Annotated in this window: 12 protein-coding genes; 10 read left to right on the forward strand and 2 right to left on the reverse strand. The window is 59.8% G+C overall.

The window, feature by feature from the left end; all coding sequences use genetic code 11:
* Positions 1-16 precede the first annotated feature (16 nt).
* From glgB to ACURWW_RS01050, 7 genes are read left to right on the forward strand one after another with little or no spacing between them, the layout of a single operon-like run.
* Positions 17-2,251: a 1,4-alpha-glucan branching protein GlgB gene (gene glgB, locus ACURWW_RS01020; RefSeq protein ID WP_445615151.1), complete on the forward strand. Its 2,235-nt coding sequence runs from the start codon at positions 17-19 to the stop codon at positions 2,249-2,251.
* The gene (gene glgX, locus ACURWW_RS01025; RefSeq protein WP_445615152.1) at positions 2,248-4,470 is read left to right on the forward strand and encodes a glycogen debranching protein GlgX; all 2,223 of its coding nucleotides are present in this window, start codon (positions 2,248-2,250) and stop codon (positions 4,468-4,470) included. The genes glgB and glgX overlap by 4 nt, the downstream gene beginning before the upstream one ends.
* Entirely contained in the window at positions 4,467-6,260 is a 1,794-nt protein-coding gene (gene treZ / locus ACURWW_RS01030; protein WP_445615153.1) for a malto-oligosyltrehalose trehalohydrolase, read from the forward strand. The genes glgX and treZ overlap by 4 nt, the downstream gene beginning before the upstream one ends.
* Positions 6,261-6,264: 4 nt before the next feature.
* The gene (gene malQ / locus ACURWW_RS01035) at positions 6,265-8,400 is read left to right on the forward strand and encodes a 4-alpha-glucanotransferase (RefSeq protein WP_445615154.1); all 2,136 of its coding nucleotides are present in this window, start codon (positions 6,265-6,267) and stop codon (positions 8,398-8,400) included.
* A 2-nt stretch (positions 8,401-8,402) separates the two neighbouring features.
* Complete coding sequence (gene treY / locus ACURWW_RS01040) at positions 8,403-11,225, forward strand: malto-oligosyltrehalose synthase (RefSeq protein WP_445615155.1); 2,823 nt, start codon at positions 8,403-8,405, stop codon at positions 11,223-11,225.
* Positions 11,226-11,252: 27 nt separating this feature from the next.
* Positions 11,253-13,787: a glycogen/starch/alpha-glucan phosphorylase gene (locus tag ACURWW_RS01045; RefSeq protein ID WP_445615156.1), complete on the forward strand. Its 2,535-nt coding sequence runs from the start codon at positions 11,253-11,255 to the stop codon at positions 13,785-13,787.
* 50 nt (positions 13,788-13,837) lie between these two features.
* Positions 13,838-15,430 carry a glycogen synthase gene (locus tag ACURWW_RS01050; protein WP_445615157.1) on the forward strand — a complete coding sequence of 531 codons (1,593 nt, stop codon included), beginning with the start codon at positions 13,838-13,840 and terminating at the stop codon, positions 15,428-15,430.
* Between the two features lie 72 nt (positions 15,431-15,502).
* On the opposite strand, the gene ACURWW_RS01055 is transcribed toward ACURWW_RS01050, so the two are convergent.
* The gene (locus ACURWW_RS01055; protein ID WP_445615158.1) at positions 15,503-15,838 is read right to left on the reverse strand and encodes a KGG domain-containing protein; all 336 of its coding nucleotides are present in this window, start codon (positions 15,836-15,838) and stop codon (positions 15,503-15,505) included.
* 347 nt (positions 15,839-16,185) lie between these two features.
* Here ACURWW_RS01055 and ACURWW_RS01060 point away from each other — a divergent pair, with 347 nt between their 5' ends.
* The 3 genes from ACURWW_RS01060 (at position 16,186) to ACURWW_RS01070 (ending at position 18,657) form a co-directional block, all read left to right on the forward strand.
* Complete coding sequence (locus ACURWW_RS01060) at positions 16,186-16,359, forward strand: hypothetical protein (RefSeq protein WP_445615159.1); 174 nt, start codon at positions 16,186-16,188, stop codon at positions 16,357-16,359.
* Positions 16,360-16,660: 301 nt separating this feature from the next.
* A complete protein-coding gene (locus ACURWW_RS01065; protein ID WP_445615160.1) occupies positions 16,661-17,833 on the forward strand; it encodes a hypothetical protein in 1,173 nt (390 codons plus the stop codon).
* Between the two features lie 80 nt (positions 17,834-17,913).
* Positions 17,914-18,657, forward strand: a complete 744-nt coding sequence (locus ACURWW_RS01070; protein ID WP_445615161.1) for a ferritin-like domain-containing protein — start codon at positions 17,914-17,916, stop codon at positions 18,655-18,657.
* A 53-nt stretch (positions 18,658-18,710) separates the two neighbouring features.
* Here the strand turns inward: ACURWW_RS01070 and ACURWW_RS01075 are convergent, their stop codons facing one another.
* Positions 18,711-19,235 (reverse strand): DUF411 domain-containing protein, encoded by a 525-nt coding sequence (locus tag ACURWW_RS01075; protein ID WP_445615162.1) that lies wholly within the window; start codon positions 19,233-19,235, stop codon positions 18,711-18,713.
* Positions 19,236-19,561 lie beyond the last annotated feature (326 nt).

Consider the following 19,561-nt stretch of genomic DNA (forward strand, 5'->3'; position numbering starts at 1 on the left):
GAACAGGAGAACAAGAATGGGCGAACTGCTCGACCCTCACACACGGCATCTGAACTGGCTGGCCCGGGAGCTGAATCAGGCCACCCTGGCTGATCCTTTCAGTCAATTGGGCCTGCATCCTCTCGGCAACGATACGCAGGAACTGCGCACTTACCAGCCGGGGGCCACCCGTGTCACGGCTCTGGACCAGAACGGGAATGTGCTTTGTATCCTCAAGCCCGTTGGCGAAGGCAGCAATCTCTTCGTGGGAAAGCTCAACAAGGCACACCGCTACCAACTGCACATTGACTGGGGCGATGCAGAACAGGACACGGAAGATCCCTACTCGTTCGGACCGATTCTCAGCGATGTGGACCTGCATCTATTTGCCGAAGGAAAGCACTACAAGCTGAACCGCGCGCTCGGAGCCCATTGCACTACAGTGGACGGCATCGCCGGCGTGCGCTTTTCCGTTTGGGCACCCAACGCGCGGCGGGTTTCGGTCGTGGGCGATTTCAACCAATGGGACGGGCGCCGCCATCCCATGCGGCCGCGCAATCCCAGCGGAGTTTGGGAGCTCTTCGTCCCGCGGCTACAGGCGGGTACCTTCTACAAATACGAAATTCTCGGGGCCCACGGACTTCTGCCGCTGAAAGCCGACCCGGTCGGCTGGCAGGCGGAAGCGGCGCCAGGTGACTCTTCAGTTGTGATGGATCCCACGCCGTTCGAATGGCACGACGACCAGTGGATGGCAGAGAGACAGGAACGACATAGCCACCATGCCCCCATATCCATCTATGAAGTTCACGCCAGCTCCTGGCGCCGCGCAGTGGAAGCGGGCAATCGAAGCCTGTCCTGGCAGGAACTGGGCGATCTTTTGATACCCTATGTCGAGCAACTGGGATTTACCCACATCGAGCTGCTTCCGATCACGGCGCATCCATTCGGCGGTTCCTGGGGCTACCAACCCATTGGCATGTTCGCTCCCCAGGCCGATCTGGGTTCGCCCCGGGAATTCGCCGCCTTCGTCGACCGCTGCCACCAGGCCGGGATCGGCGTCATTGCCGATTGGGTGCCCGCCCACTTTCCCACCGACCCGCACGGTCTGATGCGCTTCGATGGTACGGCCCTGTATGAACATGCCGATACTCGAGAAGGCTTCCACCAGGACTGGAATACCCTGATCTACAACATGGGGCGCAATGAAGTACACGGCTTCCTTCTGGCCAGCGCTTTGCACTGGCTCGAGGAGTACCACCTGGACGGCCTGCGGGTGGACGCGGTCGCCTCCATGTTGTACCGCGACTACTCCCGCAACGAAGGCGAATGGATACCCAATCGCTACGGCGGTCGCGAGAACCTGGAGTCCATCGACTTTCTTCGACATCTGAATTTTGCTGTCGGCGAACGGGTTCCCGGCGCCATCGTCATTGCGGAGGAATCCACAGCCTGGCCGGGAGTGACACAAGCGGTCAGCGAAGGCGGACTCGGCTTCAGTTACAAGTGGAATATGGGATGGATGAACGATACGCTGGAGTATGTCAAACAGGACCCCATCCATCGCCGCTACCATCACGACAAGATCACCTTTGGCCTGCACTATGCGTTCACGGAACGCTACATCCTTCCTCTCTCCCACGACGAAGTGGTGCATGGCAAGGGGTCTCTGATCGGACGCATGCCCGGTGACGAATGGCAGCAGTTTGCCAACCTGCGTGCCTACTTCGGCTTCATGTGGGGACATCCGGGCAAGAAGCTGTTGTTCATGGGAGGCGAGTTCGGGCAGCGCAGTGAATGGAATCACGACGCACAGGTGGACTGGGCGGCGCTCAACGACCACCTGCACCGAGGCGTTCAGCAGTGGGTGAGCGACCTCAACCGCTTTTACCGGCGGCAGCCGGCACTGCACAGCAGCGACGCCGACATGACCGGCTTCACCTGGATCGTGGGCGACGACAAGGACAACTGCGTGTTCGCCTTCTGCCGCAACGGCACCACGGAATCCGCGCCTCCGGTTCTTGCGGTCAGCAACTTCACACCCGTGCCGCGGGACAACTACCGGGTAGGCGTTCCGAGGCTCGGCATCTGGCGCGAGCTGCTGAACTCGGATTCGGAACTCTACGGCGGATCGAATGTGGGCAATGGGGGCGATGTGGTCTCGGTCCCGGAACCGAGCCACGGGCAGTCCTTCTCTCTCAGGTTAACGTTGCCACCGCTCTCCACCATTTTCCTGGTCTTCTGTGACCGTGAAGTAGACAGGCTGCCCGCATGAGCGACTTGCCCGACATTCTGCTTCCATCCAGCTCCCACAGTCTGGGCGCCCACTGGAATGGCCGCGGGACCCACTTTGCGGTGTTCGCCGAACACGCAGAGAAGGTCGAACTGTGCATCTACAGCGGAAACGGTCGACACCAGCTCGCACGGCTGGACATGCCGGACTGCGTGCACGGGATCTGGAGCGGCTATCTGCCCAACGCCCGACCGGGCACCCAGTACGGCTACCGCGTGTACGGCCCTTACGAGCCCAGGCGCGGTCACCGCTTCAACCACCACAAGCTGTTGCTCGACCCTTACGCGCGGCAAGTTGCCGGGGCGTTGAAATGGCACGACGCGCTGTTTGGTTACCGGGTCGGGTCCGGGCGCGGTGATCTGTCCTTCGATCGTCGCGACAGCGCCGCTTACATGCCAAAGGCGGTGGTGACCAACGACACCTTCGATTGGGGCGACGACCGACCGCCACGGATTCCCTGGGAAGAGCTTGTCATCTACGAAGCGCACCTGCGTGGTTTCACAAAGCTTCGCGAGGACATTCCGGCCCACGACCGTGGCACCTTCGGTGCACTGGGTCACCCCGCCATTGTGGACTATCTGCGCCGCCTCGGTGTAAACGCAATCGAGCTGCTGCCCATCCACCTGTTCGCCCGCGATCGCCGACTGGTGGATAAAAAGCTCACCAATTACTGGGGCTACAATACTCTGGGATTTTTCTGCCCGGATCCGGCGTATCTGTCAGATGATACCCTCGGCCAGCTCAAATGGGCGGTCAAGCAGTTGCACAGCGCGGGCATCGAGGTGATTCTCGACGTGGTTTACAACCACACCTGTGAAGGCAACGAAATGGGCCCCACTCTGTCCTGGCGCGGATTTGGAAACTCGAGCTACTACCGCCTTCTACCCGAAGATCCGCGCTTTCACATCAACGACACCGGCTGCGGCAACACTCTGAATATGTCCCACCCGCGGGTGATTCAGATGGTCATGGATTCGCTGCGCTACTGGGTACAGGAGTTCCATATCGACGGATTTCGCTTTGATCTGTGCGCAACCCTGGGCCGGGAGAGCTACGGTTTCGACAAGGGCAATGGCTTCTTCGATGCCTTGACCCAGGACCCGACACTCGCCGAAGTGAAACTCATTGCTGAGCCCTGGGACATCGGACCGGGTGGCCACCAGGTGGGCAACCACCCGCCGCGGTTCGCGGAATGGAACGACCACTTTCGAGACGATGTGAGGCGCTTCTGGCGGCGCGATCAAAACGTGCGCGGCGCCCTCGCCGCACGCCTGCAGGGCTCGGCCGAGATATTCGACAGGGATCATCGCCGCCCCTGGGCCAGCGTGAATTTCATTACGGCCCACGATGGCTTCACCCTTCAGGACCTGGTGTCCTACGAAGGCAAATACAATGAGGCCAACGGCGAAGACAACATGGATGGCACCGACAACAACCTCAGCCGCAACTGGGGCGCAGAGGGGCCCACCGACGACCCGGCGATTGTTACGCAGCGCGAAGCCGTAAAGTATTGCATGCTCACCACCCTCCTCTGTGCCCATGGCACACCCATGCTGTTGGCCGGCGACGAACTGGGGCAATCTCAGCAGGGCAACAACAATGCTTACTGTCAGGACAACGAGATCAGCTGGCTTGACTGGTCGCTGATGCTGACCGAGCGCGGACGACGCCTGCTCGACTTCACCCGGCAGTTGATCGCGTTGCGCAAATCACATGCGTTGCTGCAACCCCATTATTATCAGCACGCACGCATGGAGGTGATTCCGGGCATTCCGGACATCTTCTGGTTCGACCAGAACGGGCTGGAGCTCAATGAAGAGGAGTGGACCAGCGGCAACAGCAGGCACCTGGCCCTTCAACGGGCCCGGCGAGACGGCGACCAGGTGGAACTACTGGTGCTGCTGCTGAACGCCGATGAGGATGTGCAAACCTATTTTCTTCCCCTGCCGTGGCTCGACTACTCCATGGACCTCAACACGAATGAGAACCAACCGGTTTACGATCGGGACGAAGGAGTTGCGCTGGCACCCAGCAGCTGTGCGCTACTTTCAGCACGGATCAGTGCGCAGAAGCTGACCCGTCTGGTAGAGGAACAGAGTGCCGGGAGTGAGGACGACCCAAGGGACGTGAGCGCGCATCACCAAGGTGAAGCCGCACAGATCGAGTCGGCCCATTCCGAGACCGGGGAGCGGGCTCCATGACCGGTTTCGTTCACAACCTTCCTTTCGGTGCTCAGGCAGCCGCTAACGGAGCAACCCGCTTCCGCATCTGGGCGCCGGGTATTGATGAGCTCAGTCTTGAGCTGTTGCAGGCTGGCGGCGGCAGCCAACTCTTCACCATGGAGCAAGATGAACAGGGCTACTTCGCCTGCACCGCACCCGCGCCAGCCGGCAGCGCGTATGTTTACCGACTCCCGGACGGCACCCGCCTGCCTGATCCGGCCTCCCGGTTGCAGCAGGAAGATGTTCACGGCCCGAGCCTGGTGGTGGATCCCACACAGTACGCGTGGCGGCACCTCGACTGGCGCGGCCGCCCCTGGCCGGAGATGGTGATCTACGAAGTGCACCCGGGTTGCTGGGGCGGCTTCCCCGGGATTGAGGCGCGCCTCGGATATCTGGCCCAACTTGGCGTGACCGCCATCGAACTCATGCCCATTGCCGATTTTCCCGGACAGCGCAACTGGGGATACGACGGTGTTCTTCCGTTTGCGCCGGATCGCAGGTACGGCTCCCCGGAAGATCTCAAGCAATTGATTGACACGGCCCACGGCCACAATCTCTGCGTATACCTGGATGTGGTGTACAACCACTTCGGGCCGGAGGGTAACTACCTGCATCGTTACGCGCCGCAGTTCTTCGACGAAGAAAAGTCATCGCCCTGGGGTGCGCAAATCGATTTTACCCGCGCTCCGGTGCGCGAGTTTTTCACGCACAATGCCTTGTACTGGCTTCAGGAGTATCGCTTTGACGGGCTGCGCTTCGATGCAGTGCACGCCATCAGCGAGAAGGACTGGCTGGATGAAATGGCAGCGCGGGTGCGGTCTGAAATAACCAACCGGCATATCCACCTGATCCTGGAAAACGAACGCAACCGGGCCACTCATCTGGAGAAGGATTTCAATGCGCAATGGAATGACGACGGCCATAATGTCTTGCACGTTCTGCTGACCGGCGAACACGAAGGATACTACGCCAATTATGTTCAGGAGCCGGTCAAAAAGCTCCAGCGTATGCTGGAGTCCGGCTTCGTCTACCAAGGAGAGCCGTCACCGGTCCACGACATGCGACCTCGAGGTGAACCGAGCGGACATCTTCCTCCCTATCAGTTTGTTCTTTTTCTGCAGAACCACGACCAGGTGGGAAATCGTGCCTGGGGGGAACGCCTTACCACACTGTGTGATCCCCAGGCCCTGCGCGCCGCGGTGGTCCTGCAACTTCTGTGTCCCCAGATTCCGCTGATATTCATGGATGAAGAGCGGGGCTCGACTTCGCCCTTCCTCTACTTCACTGACTTTCACGGTGAACTCGCCGCGGCTGTGCGGGATGGTCGTCGGCGCGAGTTTCGGGCGTTTTCCGCGTTCTCCGGGAAGGATGCGCAGGACCGGATCCCCGATCCGAACGCGGAGGAGACCTTTCGGAAGTCGGCATCGTTTCACCCCGACGAGAGTCCCGGACAATTGGAATACCACGAGTTCTATCGGAGCCTGCTGCGGATTCGCCATGAGGTCCTGATCCCGGCCATGAACAGGGTAGAAAGCCTCGGAGCACAAATTCACGGCACCAGCGGCGTCGTCGCGCGCTGGCAACTCGCTGACCGGGTACTGGCCATGTTCATCAATCTGTGCGGAGAAGATGAAACCGCGAGCGACGTCGCCGAAGGGGAGCTTGTTTTTGAGAGTCGGGAAGGCGCAGGCGAAGGAGCACGAAAGGGACAACTCCTCCGCTATTCCACCAGCGTGTTCATAAGCAACCACGGGCAGTCCCGGGAGTAGCAGATTGGCTGACAACTCACACGACGCGGCTCTGCAGCAACTGGCGGAAGCAGCGGGATTAATTGTTCACTGGGAAAACTATCGTAACGAAGATCGACAGGTTGCGCCGGATACTTTGCGCAGCATTCTCCAGGCCCTCGGCATCGCCGCCGACAGCGAGGAACAATGTCGCGAAAGTCTCCACCAACTGCACCGGGACAATGCCGGCCAGTGCCCAGGTATGCTGATCACGCGGATCAACCGAAAGCTGCCGCTGCCTCCGGTGCTTCAGGGGGAGCTGGAACACGGCGCAGCGTTGCAGGTGATTGACGGCCAGGGGCGGGAGATGGACGCCCCCGTCCGCCAGAACGGTGCGGGCGTATTCAAACTGACACCACCCAAGGAGCCCGGCTATTACCGGCTGAGAATCCGCGACCGCGATCTCCAACTGGCCGTTGCGCCCCAGTGTTGCACGTCCATTGCCGACCTGACCGGACGCCAGCGCAACTGGGGCATTGCCGCACAGCTCTATTCGCTGCGTCGATCCGGCGACGGCGGTATTGGTGATTTTTCCGGTTTGCGCGATTTCGCGGTGGCCATGGCCCGGGGCGGCGCTCAGGCGGTGGCGGTGAGCCCGGTGCATGCGCTGTTCTCCGCGGACTGCGACCGCTTTAGTCCTTATGCGCCGTCCAGCCGCCTGTTTACCAACGTACTGCACATCGACCCGGGGCAGACATTTTCCGACGACCTGATCAACGCCTGCCTGCATCAAAGCGAAACCGAGGAAAGCCAGCGGGAGTTGGAGCACCTGGAGTTGATTGACTGGCCCCGGGCGGCCCGGCAGAAATTGACATTACTCTGCTGTCTTTGGGAGCAGAGCCACGCCGAGCTGATGGATACGGACACCCCCCTGGGACGCGCCTTTTATGACTTCCGTGTCGCAATGGGGGAAGCGCTGGAGCTCCATTCGGTATTCGAAGCACTTCACGCGCATCACTTTTCCCGTGATCCCAATGCCTGGCACTGGCGATATTGGGAGCCCCGCTACCGGGACCACGGCAGCACCGCCGTCCGGGAGTTCGCCGCCGACCACCGGCACGAGGTTCTGTTTCATAGTTTCATGCAGTGGCTGGCGGACCGCGGCCTGGCGGAGGCCCACCAGGCATGCCGCGACGCCGGGGCCGGGATCGGCCTTATCTCCGATCTGGCGGTGGGAACAGACAGCGGCGGCAGTCACGCCTGGGGCCGCAAGGAAGACATGCTCACGGGCCTCTCTGTCGGTGCGCCGCCGGACATGCTGAATCACCAGGGCCAGGATTGGGGCCTCACCAGCTTTTCGCCGCGCGCCCTGCGTGCCCACAGCTATGCGCCCATGCTGGAAATGCTGCGAGCGGCACTGCGCCATGCGGGGGGACTGCGCATCGACCACATCCTCGGGCTGCGTCGGCTGTGGTTGATTCCCGAGGGCGCCGGCCCGCAGGAAGGGGCCTATCTGCAGTTTCCCCAGGACGAACTGTTGAGCCTGATCGCACTCGAATCCTGGCGGCACCGCGCGATTATCGTAGGCGAAGACCTGGGCACGATTCCCAACAACTTCCGTCAGGACCTGGCGGACACCGGACTGCTGGGAATGGGTGTACTCTGGTTTGAAAAGCACAACGGGTATTTCGTGGAGCCATCCCGTTGGCGACGCAACGCCCTGGCAACGACAACCACCCATGACCTCCCCACCGTCGCGGGCTGGTGGCGCGGACGGGATTTGCACTGGAATGACGAACTCAACCGTCAGCCTGAAGGTCGCAACAGGGAGGATCTGGAAAACGAACGGGAGCAAGAGCGTCGAGCCCTGTGGGCCGCCTTTGAATACGCTGGTCTGGCCAGTGGCGAAAAACCTGGCAGCCAGGACACGGAGCCAGTGATCGACAATGCGTTGGCTTTTGTCGCCCAGACGCCAGCGCCTCTCGCACTGGCTCCGGTGGAGGACCTACTGGGCATCGAAGAACAACCGAACCTGCCAGGCACGATCGACGAGCATCCCAACTGGCGCCGCCGCCTGCCCTATACCGCTGCGGCCCTTGCACAAAGGGAGGAGGTAAGAAGACGCCTGGCAATCCTCGAGCGGTATCGCCAGGGCGATGCCGAAGGGACTGCACAGGACTGATTGTGGACGAAAGCATCCGAGCGACCTTACGCCTTCAGTTGCACAAGGACTTCAATTTCCAGGACGCGCTGGCGCAGGTTCCCTACCTGGCCCGAATGGGTATCAGCCACCTTTACCTGAGCCCGATACATACACCCCGTGCCGGTTCGACTCACGGTTACGATGTGGTGGACTACGGAGCGGTGAGCGCGGAACTGGGCGGCGAGGAGGGTTTTCGCAAGCTGGTGGCGGAACTGCGGCGGCACGGCATGGGAGTCATTGCCGACCTGGTGCCCAATCACATGGCCATCGGCGGCCACGATAACCGGGCCTGGCTGGACCTGCTCGAGTGGGGCATGCAGAGCCATTATGCCGACTTCTTCGACGTGGACTGGGAGGTGCAGGATCCGGTGCTCCGCCACCGCATACATGCGCCCTTCCTCGGCAAGCCCTATGGCGAGGTTCTGGACGAAGGCGAGCTTACCCTCCACTTCAACCCGGATGAAGTACGCTTCTACGTGCGCTACTACGATCACCACTTTCCGATCAACCCGCGCAATTATCGCGAAATATTCGGCCGGCACGACGGGGTTCTGAGTCAGCACGGCGACGCCTTCAAAGCCGCGACATCCAACAAAGGACGACGGGAAAGCAAAGTCGAGGAGGCCCGCCAGCAGTTGCGCGAGGCCCTGGCCAATGACCCCGCACTGCAGCAGCGAATCGACGAACGTCTCCGGGAATACGACCCCGCAATACCCAAAGGACGCACTGCGCTGCACCGGCTGCTGGAGCGGCAGAACTACCGCCTCGCCTGGTGGCGCACCGCGTCGGACGAGATCAACTGGAGGCGTTTTTTTGATGTCACCGAGTTGGCCGGAATCCGGGTTCAGGAGTTGCCCACCTTTGCCATCGTCCACGCCACCACCTTCTACTTGTACAGCGAGGGGCTCATCGACGGGGTTCGCATTGATCACATCGACGGGCTCGCGGACCCGCGAACCTACTGCCGCCGACTGCGCCGCGCGCTTGGCAAACTGAACCATCGCCGGCCAGCGCAAGCGCCCCAGGGTAAGCCCATCATCTACGTGGAAAAAATTCTCGCTCCCAGGGAGCGACTCTCCAAGGAATGGCAGGTCGATGGCGATACGGGCTATGCATTCATGAATGAAATCGGCGCCCTGCTCCACCACCCCGCCGGTGAGGACCCCCTTGGCCGAGCCTGGACGGCGCTTACGGGGCAGCCCCACGATTTCGAAGTGGAAGAACGCGCTGCCCGGCGCCGAACCGTGGAGACCATTCTTGCCGCCGATTTCAATGCCTGCGCACTCGCGCTCCACCAGGTGGCGCGGGCCGACCCTCACACGCGGGACTGGACCCTGCCAGCCATTCGCCGGGTACTCACCGAAATCCTGGTGGAATTTCCCGTCTATCGAACTTACATGGATGCCCGCGGCCGGAGCGCGGAAGACCAGGCCCTGATGGAGGCCACCCTCGCGGCAGCCCGCAGGAACTGTCTGCCATCCGATCGGGATCTGGTGGATTATCTGGACCGCTGGCTGGGGGGCGAACCGCCCTCTTCGGTTTCCCCCATCCGGGCGCGCCGCGCACGACTTCGGGCCATTGCCCGCTTTCAGCAATTGAGCTCACCGGTGGCTGCGAAATCAGTGGAAGACACTGCGTTCTACCGCTATGGGCATCTGCTGTCCCGCAATGAGGTAGGCTCCACACCCACACAGTTTTCCCTCAGCGCGCGGGATTTTCATACCGCCTGTCGCGATCGCAGCCGCCGCTACCCCCATTGCATGCTCGCCACTGCCACCCACGACCACAAACGTGGCGAGGATGTGCGCGCGCGCCTGGCCGTCATCAGCGAAGTGCCGGAGCTCTGGCTGATGCAGGTGGCCCATTGGCGGCAGGCTAACGGACATCTCAAGACTGGAGGCAGCCGGGAAGCGCCGGACGCCGCCGATGAGTACATGCTCTATCAGATGATCGTCGGCGCCTGGCCGCTCGATATCGACCCGGCCGACCGGAAAATGCTGACCAGCTTCAAAGAGCGGGTTATCCAGTGGCAACTGAAAGCATTGCGGGAGGCAAAGCGGAACTCCAACTGGATCGAACCGGACCCGGAGTACGAGGAATGCGCCCGCCACTTCGTGGAAGCGATTCTGAGCCCGGAAACGGGTGCACACTTCATACATGAGCTCGACCAGTTTGTTGGCAGCATCGGTGCTGCCGGTACCTGCAATTCTCTGACTCAGGTATTGGTAAAGCTCTGCGCCCCCGGAGTTCCGGACATTTATCAGGGCTGCGAGCTGTGGGACTTCTCCTTTGTTGATCCCGACAATCGCCGCCCGGTGGATTACCAGCTCCGCAGTCGCCTGCTTGAGGAACTTCAGCATGAGCAAACACGTCATTCACTGGTTCCAGATTGGCGCGATGGTCATCTTAAACAGTTCGTAATCACGACTATACTGAACACCCGCGCAAAAGTTGCCGCCCTCTTCGCCCATGGAACCTACTATTCGCTGAAGGTTGTCGGCGCACAGGAAGGTCATGTGTTCTGCTTTGCCCGTGAGTATCAGGGCCAGGTGATCATTGCGGCCGGCGTGCGCTTTGTGGCGGAAATATGCGAGCGGGAATCACCGCGAATTCCCGCCGAACACTGGCAGGACACCCGCATCCAATTACCGCGGCACCTGCGTGGACAAAGCTGGACCGATCTGTTCACCGATGCCCGTTTCACCGGTGACAGCCTGCCTGCGGGCAGGCTGTTTACCGACTTTACTGTCGCGGCACTGATCAATGACGCGGCCAACACGAGCACCGTCGCCGGCGGGGCCTGAAACGAATGCGATTAGCAGTATCCCATTATGAGTAAACGAGACACGAGCCAAAACGATTCCCCCGCAAGCACTCCAAGCCCGAGCTCTACCAGTGCGGCCGACGCCAAGCGGGACAACAGCCCGGGCTTCCCCTGGCTAGGGATGGATTCACAAGCACTTGCCACCGATCTGGCTCGCCACTTTCACCTCACCCTGGGACGCGACGCCAGCAGCGAAACCCATATGTACCTGTACAACGCGGCGGCCCTGACCGTACGGGACCGCCTGGTGGAGCGTTGGCGCCAGACCCGGGAGCGTTACAAACAGGAGCGGCCGAAGCGAGTGGCCTACCTGTCGCTGGAATTCCTCATGGGGCGGGCATTCACCAATGCTGTGCTCAACCTGGACATTGAACCGTCCCTGCGCAGTGCTCTGAAAAACTACGGGGTGAACATGGAAGAGCTCGCGCAGGAGGAGCGCGACGCAGGCCTCGGCAACGGCGGCCTGGGCCGCCTGGCAGCATGCTTTCTCGACAGTTGTGCGACGCTCGGTTATCCGGTCACCGGCTACGGGATCCGCTACGACTACGGCATGTTTCACCAGCGAATCCGCAACGGATACCAGGAAGAACACCCGGATCACTGGCTGGAAAAAGGTAATCCCTGGGAGTTTGAAGCCCCGGAACACACCAAGGTCGTCAAATTCAACGGTCGGACCGAGGTTTACCACGACGGCGACGGCCGCCACCACGTGCGCTGGGTGGATACAGACGATGTGCTGGCGGTGCCGTTCGATGTGCCGATTCCCGGATACCGCAACGACACGATCAATACTCTCCGCCTGTGGAAGGCCATGGCCACGGAGGAGTTCAATCTGAACGATTTCAATGCTGGAAGTTATACGGAGTCGGTTGCGGCCAAGAACCAGGCTGAACAGATCTCGATGGTGCTGTATCCCAACGACGCCAGCGAGAGCGGCAAGGCCTTGCGCCTGCGCCAGCAATACTTCCTTTCCTCCGCCAGCCTCCAGGACGTAATCAACCGCTGGGTGGAACGAAACGGTCGTAATTTTGACGAGTTCAGTGCCAGAAATTGCTTCCAGCTCAACGATACACATCCCGCTGTGGCCGTGCCCGAGCTCATGCGATTGCTGATGGATGATTATGGGCTAACCTGGGAGCGAGCCTGGGAGATCACCACTCAGACCATGGCTTACACCAACCACACCCTGCTCCCCGAAGCGCTGGAGCGCTGGCCCGTGAGCCTCTTCGCCGGGATGCTGCCCCGCATCCTGGAAATCATCAGCGAGATCAACGCCCGTTTTCTGGAAAAGGTCGCCAAGCGATGGCCAGGGGATGGGGCCAAACTCAAGGACATGTCGATCATTGAGGAAGGGGAACACCCGCATTTGCGGATGGCCTTTCTCGCCATTGTGGGCAGCTTCTCTGTGAACGGGGTCGCCCATCTTCATACAGAACTGTTGAAGAAGGGCCTGTTCCACAATTTTTTCGAGCTTTGGCCCGAGAAGTTCAACAACAAGACCAACGGGGTCACCCCTCGTCGCTGGCTCGGGTTCTGCAACCCCGGTCTGGCCCAACTTATCTCCGAATCCGTCGGCGACGGATGGCTGACTGATCTGCAAAAGCTGGAAAACCTGCGCGGGCGTGCGGAGGATCCGGAGTTTCAGCAGCGCTGGATGGCGGTCAAGCGCGACAATAAAAGCAGAGTGGCGGAGCTCATTCAGCGGACCTGTGGACTGGACGTGGACCTGGACATGATCTTCGATGTGCAGGTCAAGCGCATCCATGAATACAAGCGCCAACTGCTGAACACCCTTCACATCATCCATCTTTACGATAAAATCCTGCGCGGCGAGACGGAGGGCATGACGCCGCGCTGTGTCATCATCGGCGGCAAGGCTGCTCCAGGCTATGCCATGGCCAAACTCATCATCAAGCTCATCAATAACGTCGCGGCCATGGTCAACAACGAGCCCAAGTGCGCGCCGTGGCTGCGCGTGGCCTTTGTACCCAACTATCGGGTGACGGTCATGGAAACTATCTGCGCCGGCGCGGATCTGTCAGAGCAGATTTCCACGGCGGGCAAGGAAGCATCCGGCACCGGCAATATGAAGTTCATGATGAACGGCGCCATTACCATCGGCACCCTGGACGGGGCCAATGTGGAAATCATCGAGGCCGTCGGTGAGGAGAACTTCTTCCTCTTTGGCCTGCGCGCGGAGGAAGTGGAAACCACCCGCCGGGATTACGACCCGAACGGCATAATCGACAAGGACCCGGACCTGCAACGGGTGATGTCGATGTTGGAATCCGGGCACTTCAATCTCTATGAGCCCGGACTTTTTGCACCCATTATCGAGAACATCCGCAACCCCCACGACCAGTGGCTCACGGCTGCGGACTTCCACGAATTCATAGAGGCTCAACAGGCGGTGAACGCCGCGTATGGTGACCAGTCGTCATGGGCGCGAATGAGCATTCTTAACACTGCTGCCAGTGGCCGTTTCTCCAGCGACCGGACCATTGCCGAATACGCCAGCGACATCTGGCGGCTCGGCCGGTAAGGCGCGCATACGAGCACTGGAGCCATCCAATTATCAGGCGGACCGAGACTATGCATATTCTGATGATCGCAGCGGAAAACGACGCCCTGCCCGGCGGCAAGGTTGGTGGCATCGGGGACGTAATCCGCGACCTGCCCCCCGCCCTTGCGGCGAAGGGCCACCACGTTTCCGTTATCACCCCGGGTTACCAAATGCTGTCCAAAACCCCGGCGGCAAAACTGGAACAGCGCTTCGCTGTGAATTTCGCCACGCGAAAGGAGGATCTGGAACTGTTTCGGGTCGCAGCTCCCAAGCCCTCCCCGGGAGTGGACAACTGGGTTCTGGAGCACGAACTGTTCGGGACCGGCGGACCGGGCACCATCTATTGCACCCGGGACCGTGAGCCCTTCGCCACCGATGCGAACAAGTTTGCGCTGTTCTGCACTGGCGTGGCGGAGGCCCTCGCCAGGGGCGACCTGGGCGACGTGGACATCCTGCACTGCCACGACTGGCACACTGCGCCCATTCTGCTGCTTCGAAGATCAGCGCCCCGTTACCGTTTTCTCCAGGACCTGCAGGCGGTCTACTCCATCCACAACCTGTCCATCCAGGGTGTCCGGCCTCTGGCCGACAGCCGCTCTTCCCTGAAGACCTGGTTTCCGGACCTGACATTCGAGAAGAGCCTTGTTGTGGACCCCACCCACCCAACCTGCCTGAACTGGATGCGCACTGGTATCAATCTGGCGGACAGAGTTCACGCCGTATCTCCCACCTACGCCCGGGAAATACTGGAACCAACCGACCACGAGCGCCACTTCATCGGGGGCGAAAACCTTGAAAAGGATTTGCAGAAGGCCCACACGGAGGGTCGGCTCATCGGCGTGCTCAACGGCTGCTACTACACTGGCGACGACGACAAACCCGTGGGCAAAGGTCGAATGTGCCAACTCATCGAGTCCAGCCTGGTTCAGTGGGTGGGCGAGAGAACCACGATTCCCGCTGCCCATTTTCATGCGCTGCAGCGAGTCACAGCCTGGCGTCAAAAGCGGCGCCTGGAAAGTTTTGTGGTGACGTCGGTTGGACGATTGACCGACCAGAAGAACCGACTGCTCTGCGAGCGACTCAACGAAAAGAGCGTCCTTGAGCATATTCTGCATCAACTGAACGACGGAATATTCATTCTGCTCGGAAGCGGCGAGCAAAGTTATCAGGACTTCTTCACCCACATGATGGCCCGGCACGACAACTTTCTGTACCTGCAGGGCTATTCTGACGAACTCTCCAAAGCGCTATACAGTTTCGGCGATCTGTTTCTCATGCCCAGCAGTTTCGAGCCCTGTGGAATCAGTCAAATGCTGGCCATGCGCGCCGGGACACCCTGCCTGGTCCACCGGGTGGGCGGCCTCCGCGACACGGTTGAACACGGGGTGACCGGCTTCTCCTTCGAGGGTGACGGCCTGAACGATCAGGCTCGTCAGTTACTGAGGACCTTCAGTCAGGCGATGCGACTCAAGCGAGACAAGCCGCCGATCTGGGGCGAGATGTGTCGCGCAGCCGCCGCTGTGCGCTTCACCTGGGACGCCACCGCCGAGCAACTGCTGAAGGATTTCTACAGCGAACCTTCGTCCCGGGTCAGTTCCGGAAAACAGCTCAGGGCCTGCTGATTCGCAACAAACGAGACACGCAGCAAACGGTAGAAGCGGCGCTGAATGCGCCGCTTCTACTTTTACCCCCTGTTACTGGGTTCTGGGCTGGCCCGATCCGCTGGACCGACCCCCCTTCCGACCAGCCGCACGCGCCTCCTCGGAAGTAAACTGGTGCGCGGTACCTTTGGCGTGTGCAGCCTTGCCTCCTTTACGTCCCGCCGCTTGCGCTTCCTCCGAAGTAAACTCATGTGCGGTACCGCGACGATGCGCCGCTTTACCCCCTTTGCTGGCAATCTCGCGTTGCCGCTCCTTGTCCATGGAAGCGAAGCCCTGATTGCCGCGCCGCCGTTGTTTTTCCTCTGCCATAACTAACCACCTCCGAAACTCAATAAACCCAGCCGAACTGCATCTGTCCTTGTGCGACATCCGACTGCGAGCTCAAAAATCGCAAACTGTATGCCAAAGAAAAACAACTCGTCTTTTCGTCATTTTGATCTGTTTTTTGGAAAACCCATCTGATTTATTGCACCTTGAACTCATTAATTTGTTCACATAAGAATCTGCTGAAATAATTACGGTGCATGAGGCAAAGATTGCAACTGCCGAGTACGAGTTCGGGTTCCTTCTTGCATCATCTGAAAGACTCTCCGTGCCTGCGCCACTTTCGTTTTGTTCATTTTATGAGGTTATGCACCCGAAGGGAGATGATCGGATAGAAACAAACTTTATTGAGTCAAACAGAAATCAGACTCGCAAACGGAGGTAGTCAGATCATGAACAACCCGAAAAACAGCGGAAAGGGCGAAAACGAAACCACACGAACGGATCGGGAGGATAACGAGAAGAACAGCGAGAAAGAAAAGAAGCATGACCAGGATTTGCTGGACGAGGGCATCGAAGAGAGCTTCCCTGCCAGCGATCCGCCCTCCGTCTCGCATGTCGATTGAGGAGCGAGATCGTTCGCTCCGCTCTACAACCCCCGTCAATAGCCCCGAAGGTTTGCGGTCCTACCCGCAGACCTTCGACTGAAGCTCATCTACCCACACGAGAAGCGCCCCATCTGTCGGCTGTGCTTGGTCAGCCCCGCACCGCCAGCGCCACATTCAATCTCTCCGGCCTGATCCGATGTCTTTGTTGCATTTTTGCAACAACGATCGCCAGTACCCTGGTCCTCGGTGCGTGGCATATGGGTTGCACCTTCGGCCGCAGTTAGCCAACCCCCAATGGAACCGATGCGAGGCACGAGCCGTGAGCGTAAAACTCTTCGACAGCAGGGGCGTACCCCTCGAAAAACAGAAATTCACCTGGAAGGAGCTGGCAGGTGAGCCAATCAGTAAACTGGACGATGATGCATTCACCCGGGTGCGGATCATCCTCATGAATGGAATCGAGCAGCAAGCGAACCGCTTCCAGCACATCTGTTCGCAGAGCAACAAGGCTCTGCGCGAACCCCTGGCCAGGATTCGACGTGTAGAGCACCACCAGCAGACCATGGTGAACTGGCTTCTAAGCGCTGACCACTCGCCCCTGGAAACCACCATTGGCTACGAACAGGTGGCGATTGAAGTGACCGCCGCGATTGCTCAGCAGGAGCCGGACCCGTATCTGGCGCAGGTCTACCGCTACGGTCTGCTGGAGGATTTCGATCACATGTATCGTTATTCGGCACTGATGGACCGCGTGGAAGGGAAGGATGCAAATAACATCCTTCAATCCTACACGGATATCATTCCCGGTCGCCCTACGGCTGATGAACACCGTGCACCTGAAAATGATCTGTGCGATCACTATGATCGGACCACGGCTTTGCCGATAACGAAGATGAATGCCTTGACCATCATGTCCGGCGAGTACCAGACCCGAGACTACTACATGAACATCGGCCCCACCTTCAGTGATCCCGTCGCCCGTCAACTCTATGCGGAGATCGCCTCGATCGAAGAACAGCATGTAACCCAATATGGTTCCATCATCGATCCTGACGAAACCTGGATGGAGAAGTGGCTGCTGTACGAAGCCAACGAAGCCTACAACTACTACAGCTGCATGGAATCCGAGAGCAACCCGCGTGTGAAGGCGATTTGGGAGCGTTTCCTCGAGTATGAACTGGGGCACCTGCAAATGGTGAGCGAACTGTTCAAGAAACACGAACGACGCGATCCGGCCGAGATCCTTCCCGAATCCCTGCCGGATCCCATTGCCTATCAGAGCCAGCGCGATTTCGTCAGAAATACCCTCAACCAGGAGGTAAACCTGCGCAAGAACGGCACCCAGTTTGTGGATCGGGACAAAGAGAGCCAGACCTCTCTCGACTACCGCTCCAGCATCAACGCCGAAGGCTCGCCGAGCGACGCCATCGCCGTGGGATACCAGTGGCAGCCCGGGACCGAGATCAAAAACGTCTACGCCCGTGCATCTTAATGGCCGGGCCGCTCTGTGAACGACCTATCTGCTGCGTAGCCAGGCAGTTGCGCAGCTAGTCAGACTACGAGGAATGAATCATGGAAAAATCGGAAACAATTGGCGCGAACCGCACGGGGGTCGACACCTCCCCGATTCTGAGCAAGGCAATGCAAAAAGGCATGGACCAGTATGCCCCCACTGCGGGAAGGCGCGAGGATCTGGATTCGATGCGGCGCGCTCAGCTCCGGGAAGCCGAGCGCATTGGTTCGGTGCCACTGCCGGGCACAACGAAAGGTCTGTTGAAATCACTCATGGAAAAGTTTACGGGCCACCAACCCGCCACCTTCGTCAACAAACTTGGCGAGCGACTCGCTTACGAACGCTCAGGCACACGGGTGTACGAAGCGATGCTGCTCAAGTGCCAGGTTGCGGAAGAACAGGGCGAAATGCCGGTAAGAATTCCCCTGGACCGGATGCGGCAGTTTCACGACGAAGAGGGTCAGCACTTTCAGTTGCTGGTGGATTGTATGAACAAATTGGGTGTGGATCCTACAGCCCAGACACCTGACGCAGATGTTTCCGGGGTCGCCTCAATGGGGCTGATGAAGGTCATTACCGATGCGCGCACCACCATCCCCCAATGCCTTGAGGCCATGCTGTCGCTGGAACTGACTGACAATGCCGGTTGGGAACTCCTGATGCAGCTGGCCGAAGACCTTGGACAAAGCGAGATGGCTGAGCAATTTCAGAAGGCACTCGCTCAAGAGCAGGTCCATCTGGAGGAAATCCGCTCCTGGTACGAGCAAAGCGTCCGCCAGCAGGCCAGTGGAATGACTCACTAAGAGAGGGAGGCGGCGGCACAGGAGCGCCGCCGCCGTTTGGATCCAGGTTCTGCTTAGTACTGTTCCGCTGCAGTCTGGAAGCGGGCGTAAACCTCACTGCTGCCGTCTTTCTTCAAAAGCACCACATCATACGGGGTGAAGCGGTCTTCCACTTCCATACCCGGGCTTCCAAGAGGCATCCCTGGCACCGCCAGCCCGATGGCGTCCGCCGGTTTCTCCGCCAGGAATCGCTCAACTACCTTGGCTGGGACATGCCCCTCGAACACATAGCCGTCGTCTGTGACCGCCGTGTGGCAGGACTGGTATCGGGGCGCGATGCCAAGGCTTTGCTTTTTGCTGTTCAGATCCACCGGGTGGTGGGCCGTCAACCCGTAGCCCGCGCGGTCCATATGCTCCATCCAGTCCTCGCAGCAACCGCAAGTCTCGCTTTTATAGACCTCCAGGGCGACGCCCTTCTGGTGTCGGGAGGAATCCGCCGCGACAGTCGCGACGCTCGCCGACTCGCGAACCGGCTCCTGAGTAGCTTCATTGCATCCCGCCAGCAGCAGGGCCAGGGCAAGTACATAGGGATATTTCATAGGTTCTCTCAGCCTCATCCAAATCTTTCTGCCAGGTCGTTGAAAACCCTCTGGCAGCCCGGGCTGCAGCAGCCCAAAGTGTAGATTAGTGCATTAGAGGGCGTCGCGAAAGCCGTCCGCCCGCTCCCCGGCTGGGGTGGAGCTGAAGAGTCTGTGTCAGGACGGTGCCACAAGGCGGTTACAGGTCGCCAGCAGGCTCCCTCCCGCGGGAACGAACTTTGCTCTGCTGTATCGACACAGGAGCGGTACCGGCACCATAACCGCTTTTTCTGGTTTGCCCGGCACACCGACGCAGATATTTTTTGCCGGGCGGGATGACCTATATG

The organism is Gilvimarinus sp. F26214L (assembly GCF_054401055.1).

Coding starts and splice junctions, on each gene's coding strand:
- treZ (WP_445615153.1), top strand. CDS start 4,467: ATGACCGGTTTCGTTCACAACCTTCCTTTCGGTGCTCAGGCAGCCGCT.
- ACURWW_RS01070 (WP_445615161.1), top strand. CDS start 17,914: ATGGAAAAATCGGAAACAATTGGCGCGAACCGCACGGGGGTCGACACC.
- ACURWW_RS01055 (WP_445615158.1), bottom strand. CDS start 15,838: ATGTCGCACAAGGACAGATGCAGTTCGGCTGGGTTTATTGAGTTTCGG.
- ACURWW_RS01045 (WP_445615156.1), top strand. CDS start 11,253: ATGAGTAAACGAGACACGAGCCAAAACGATTCCCCCGCAAGCACTCCA.
- ACURWW_RS01075 (WP_445615162.1), bottom strand. CDS start 19,235: ATGAAATATCCCTATGTACTTGCCCTGGCCCTGCTGCTGGCGGGATGC.
- ACURWW_RS01050 (WP_445615157.1), top strand. CDS start 13,838: ATGCATATTCTGATGATCGCAGCGGAAAACGACGCCCTGCCCGGCGGC.
- glgB (WP_445615151.1), top strand. CDS start 17: ATGGGCGAACTGCTCGACCCTCACACACGGCATCTGAACTGGCTGGCC.
- glgX (WP_445615152.1), top strand. CDS start 2,248: ATGAGCGACTTGCCCGACATTCTGCTTCCATCCAGCTCCCACAGTCTG.
- ACURWW_RS01060 (WP_445615159.1), top strand. CDS start 16,186: ATGAACAACCCGAAAAACAGCGGAAAGGGCGAAAACGAAACCACACGA.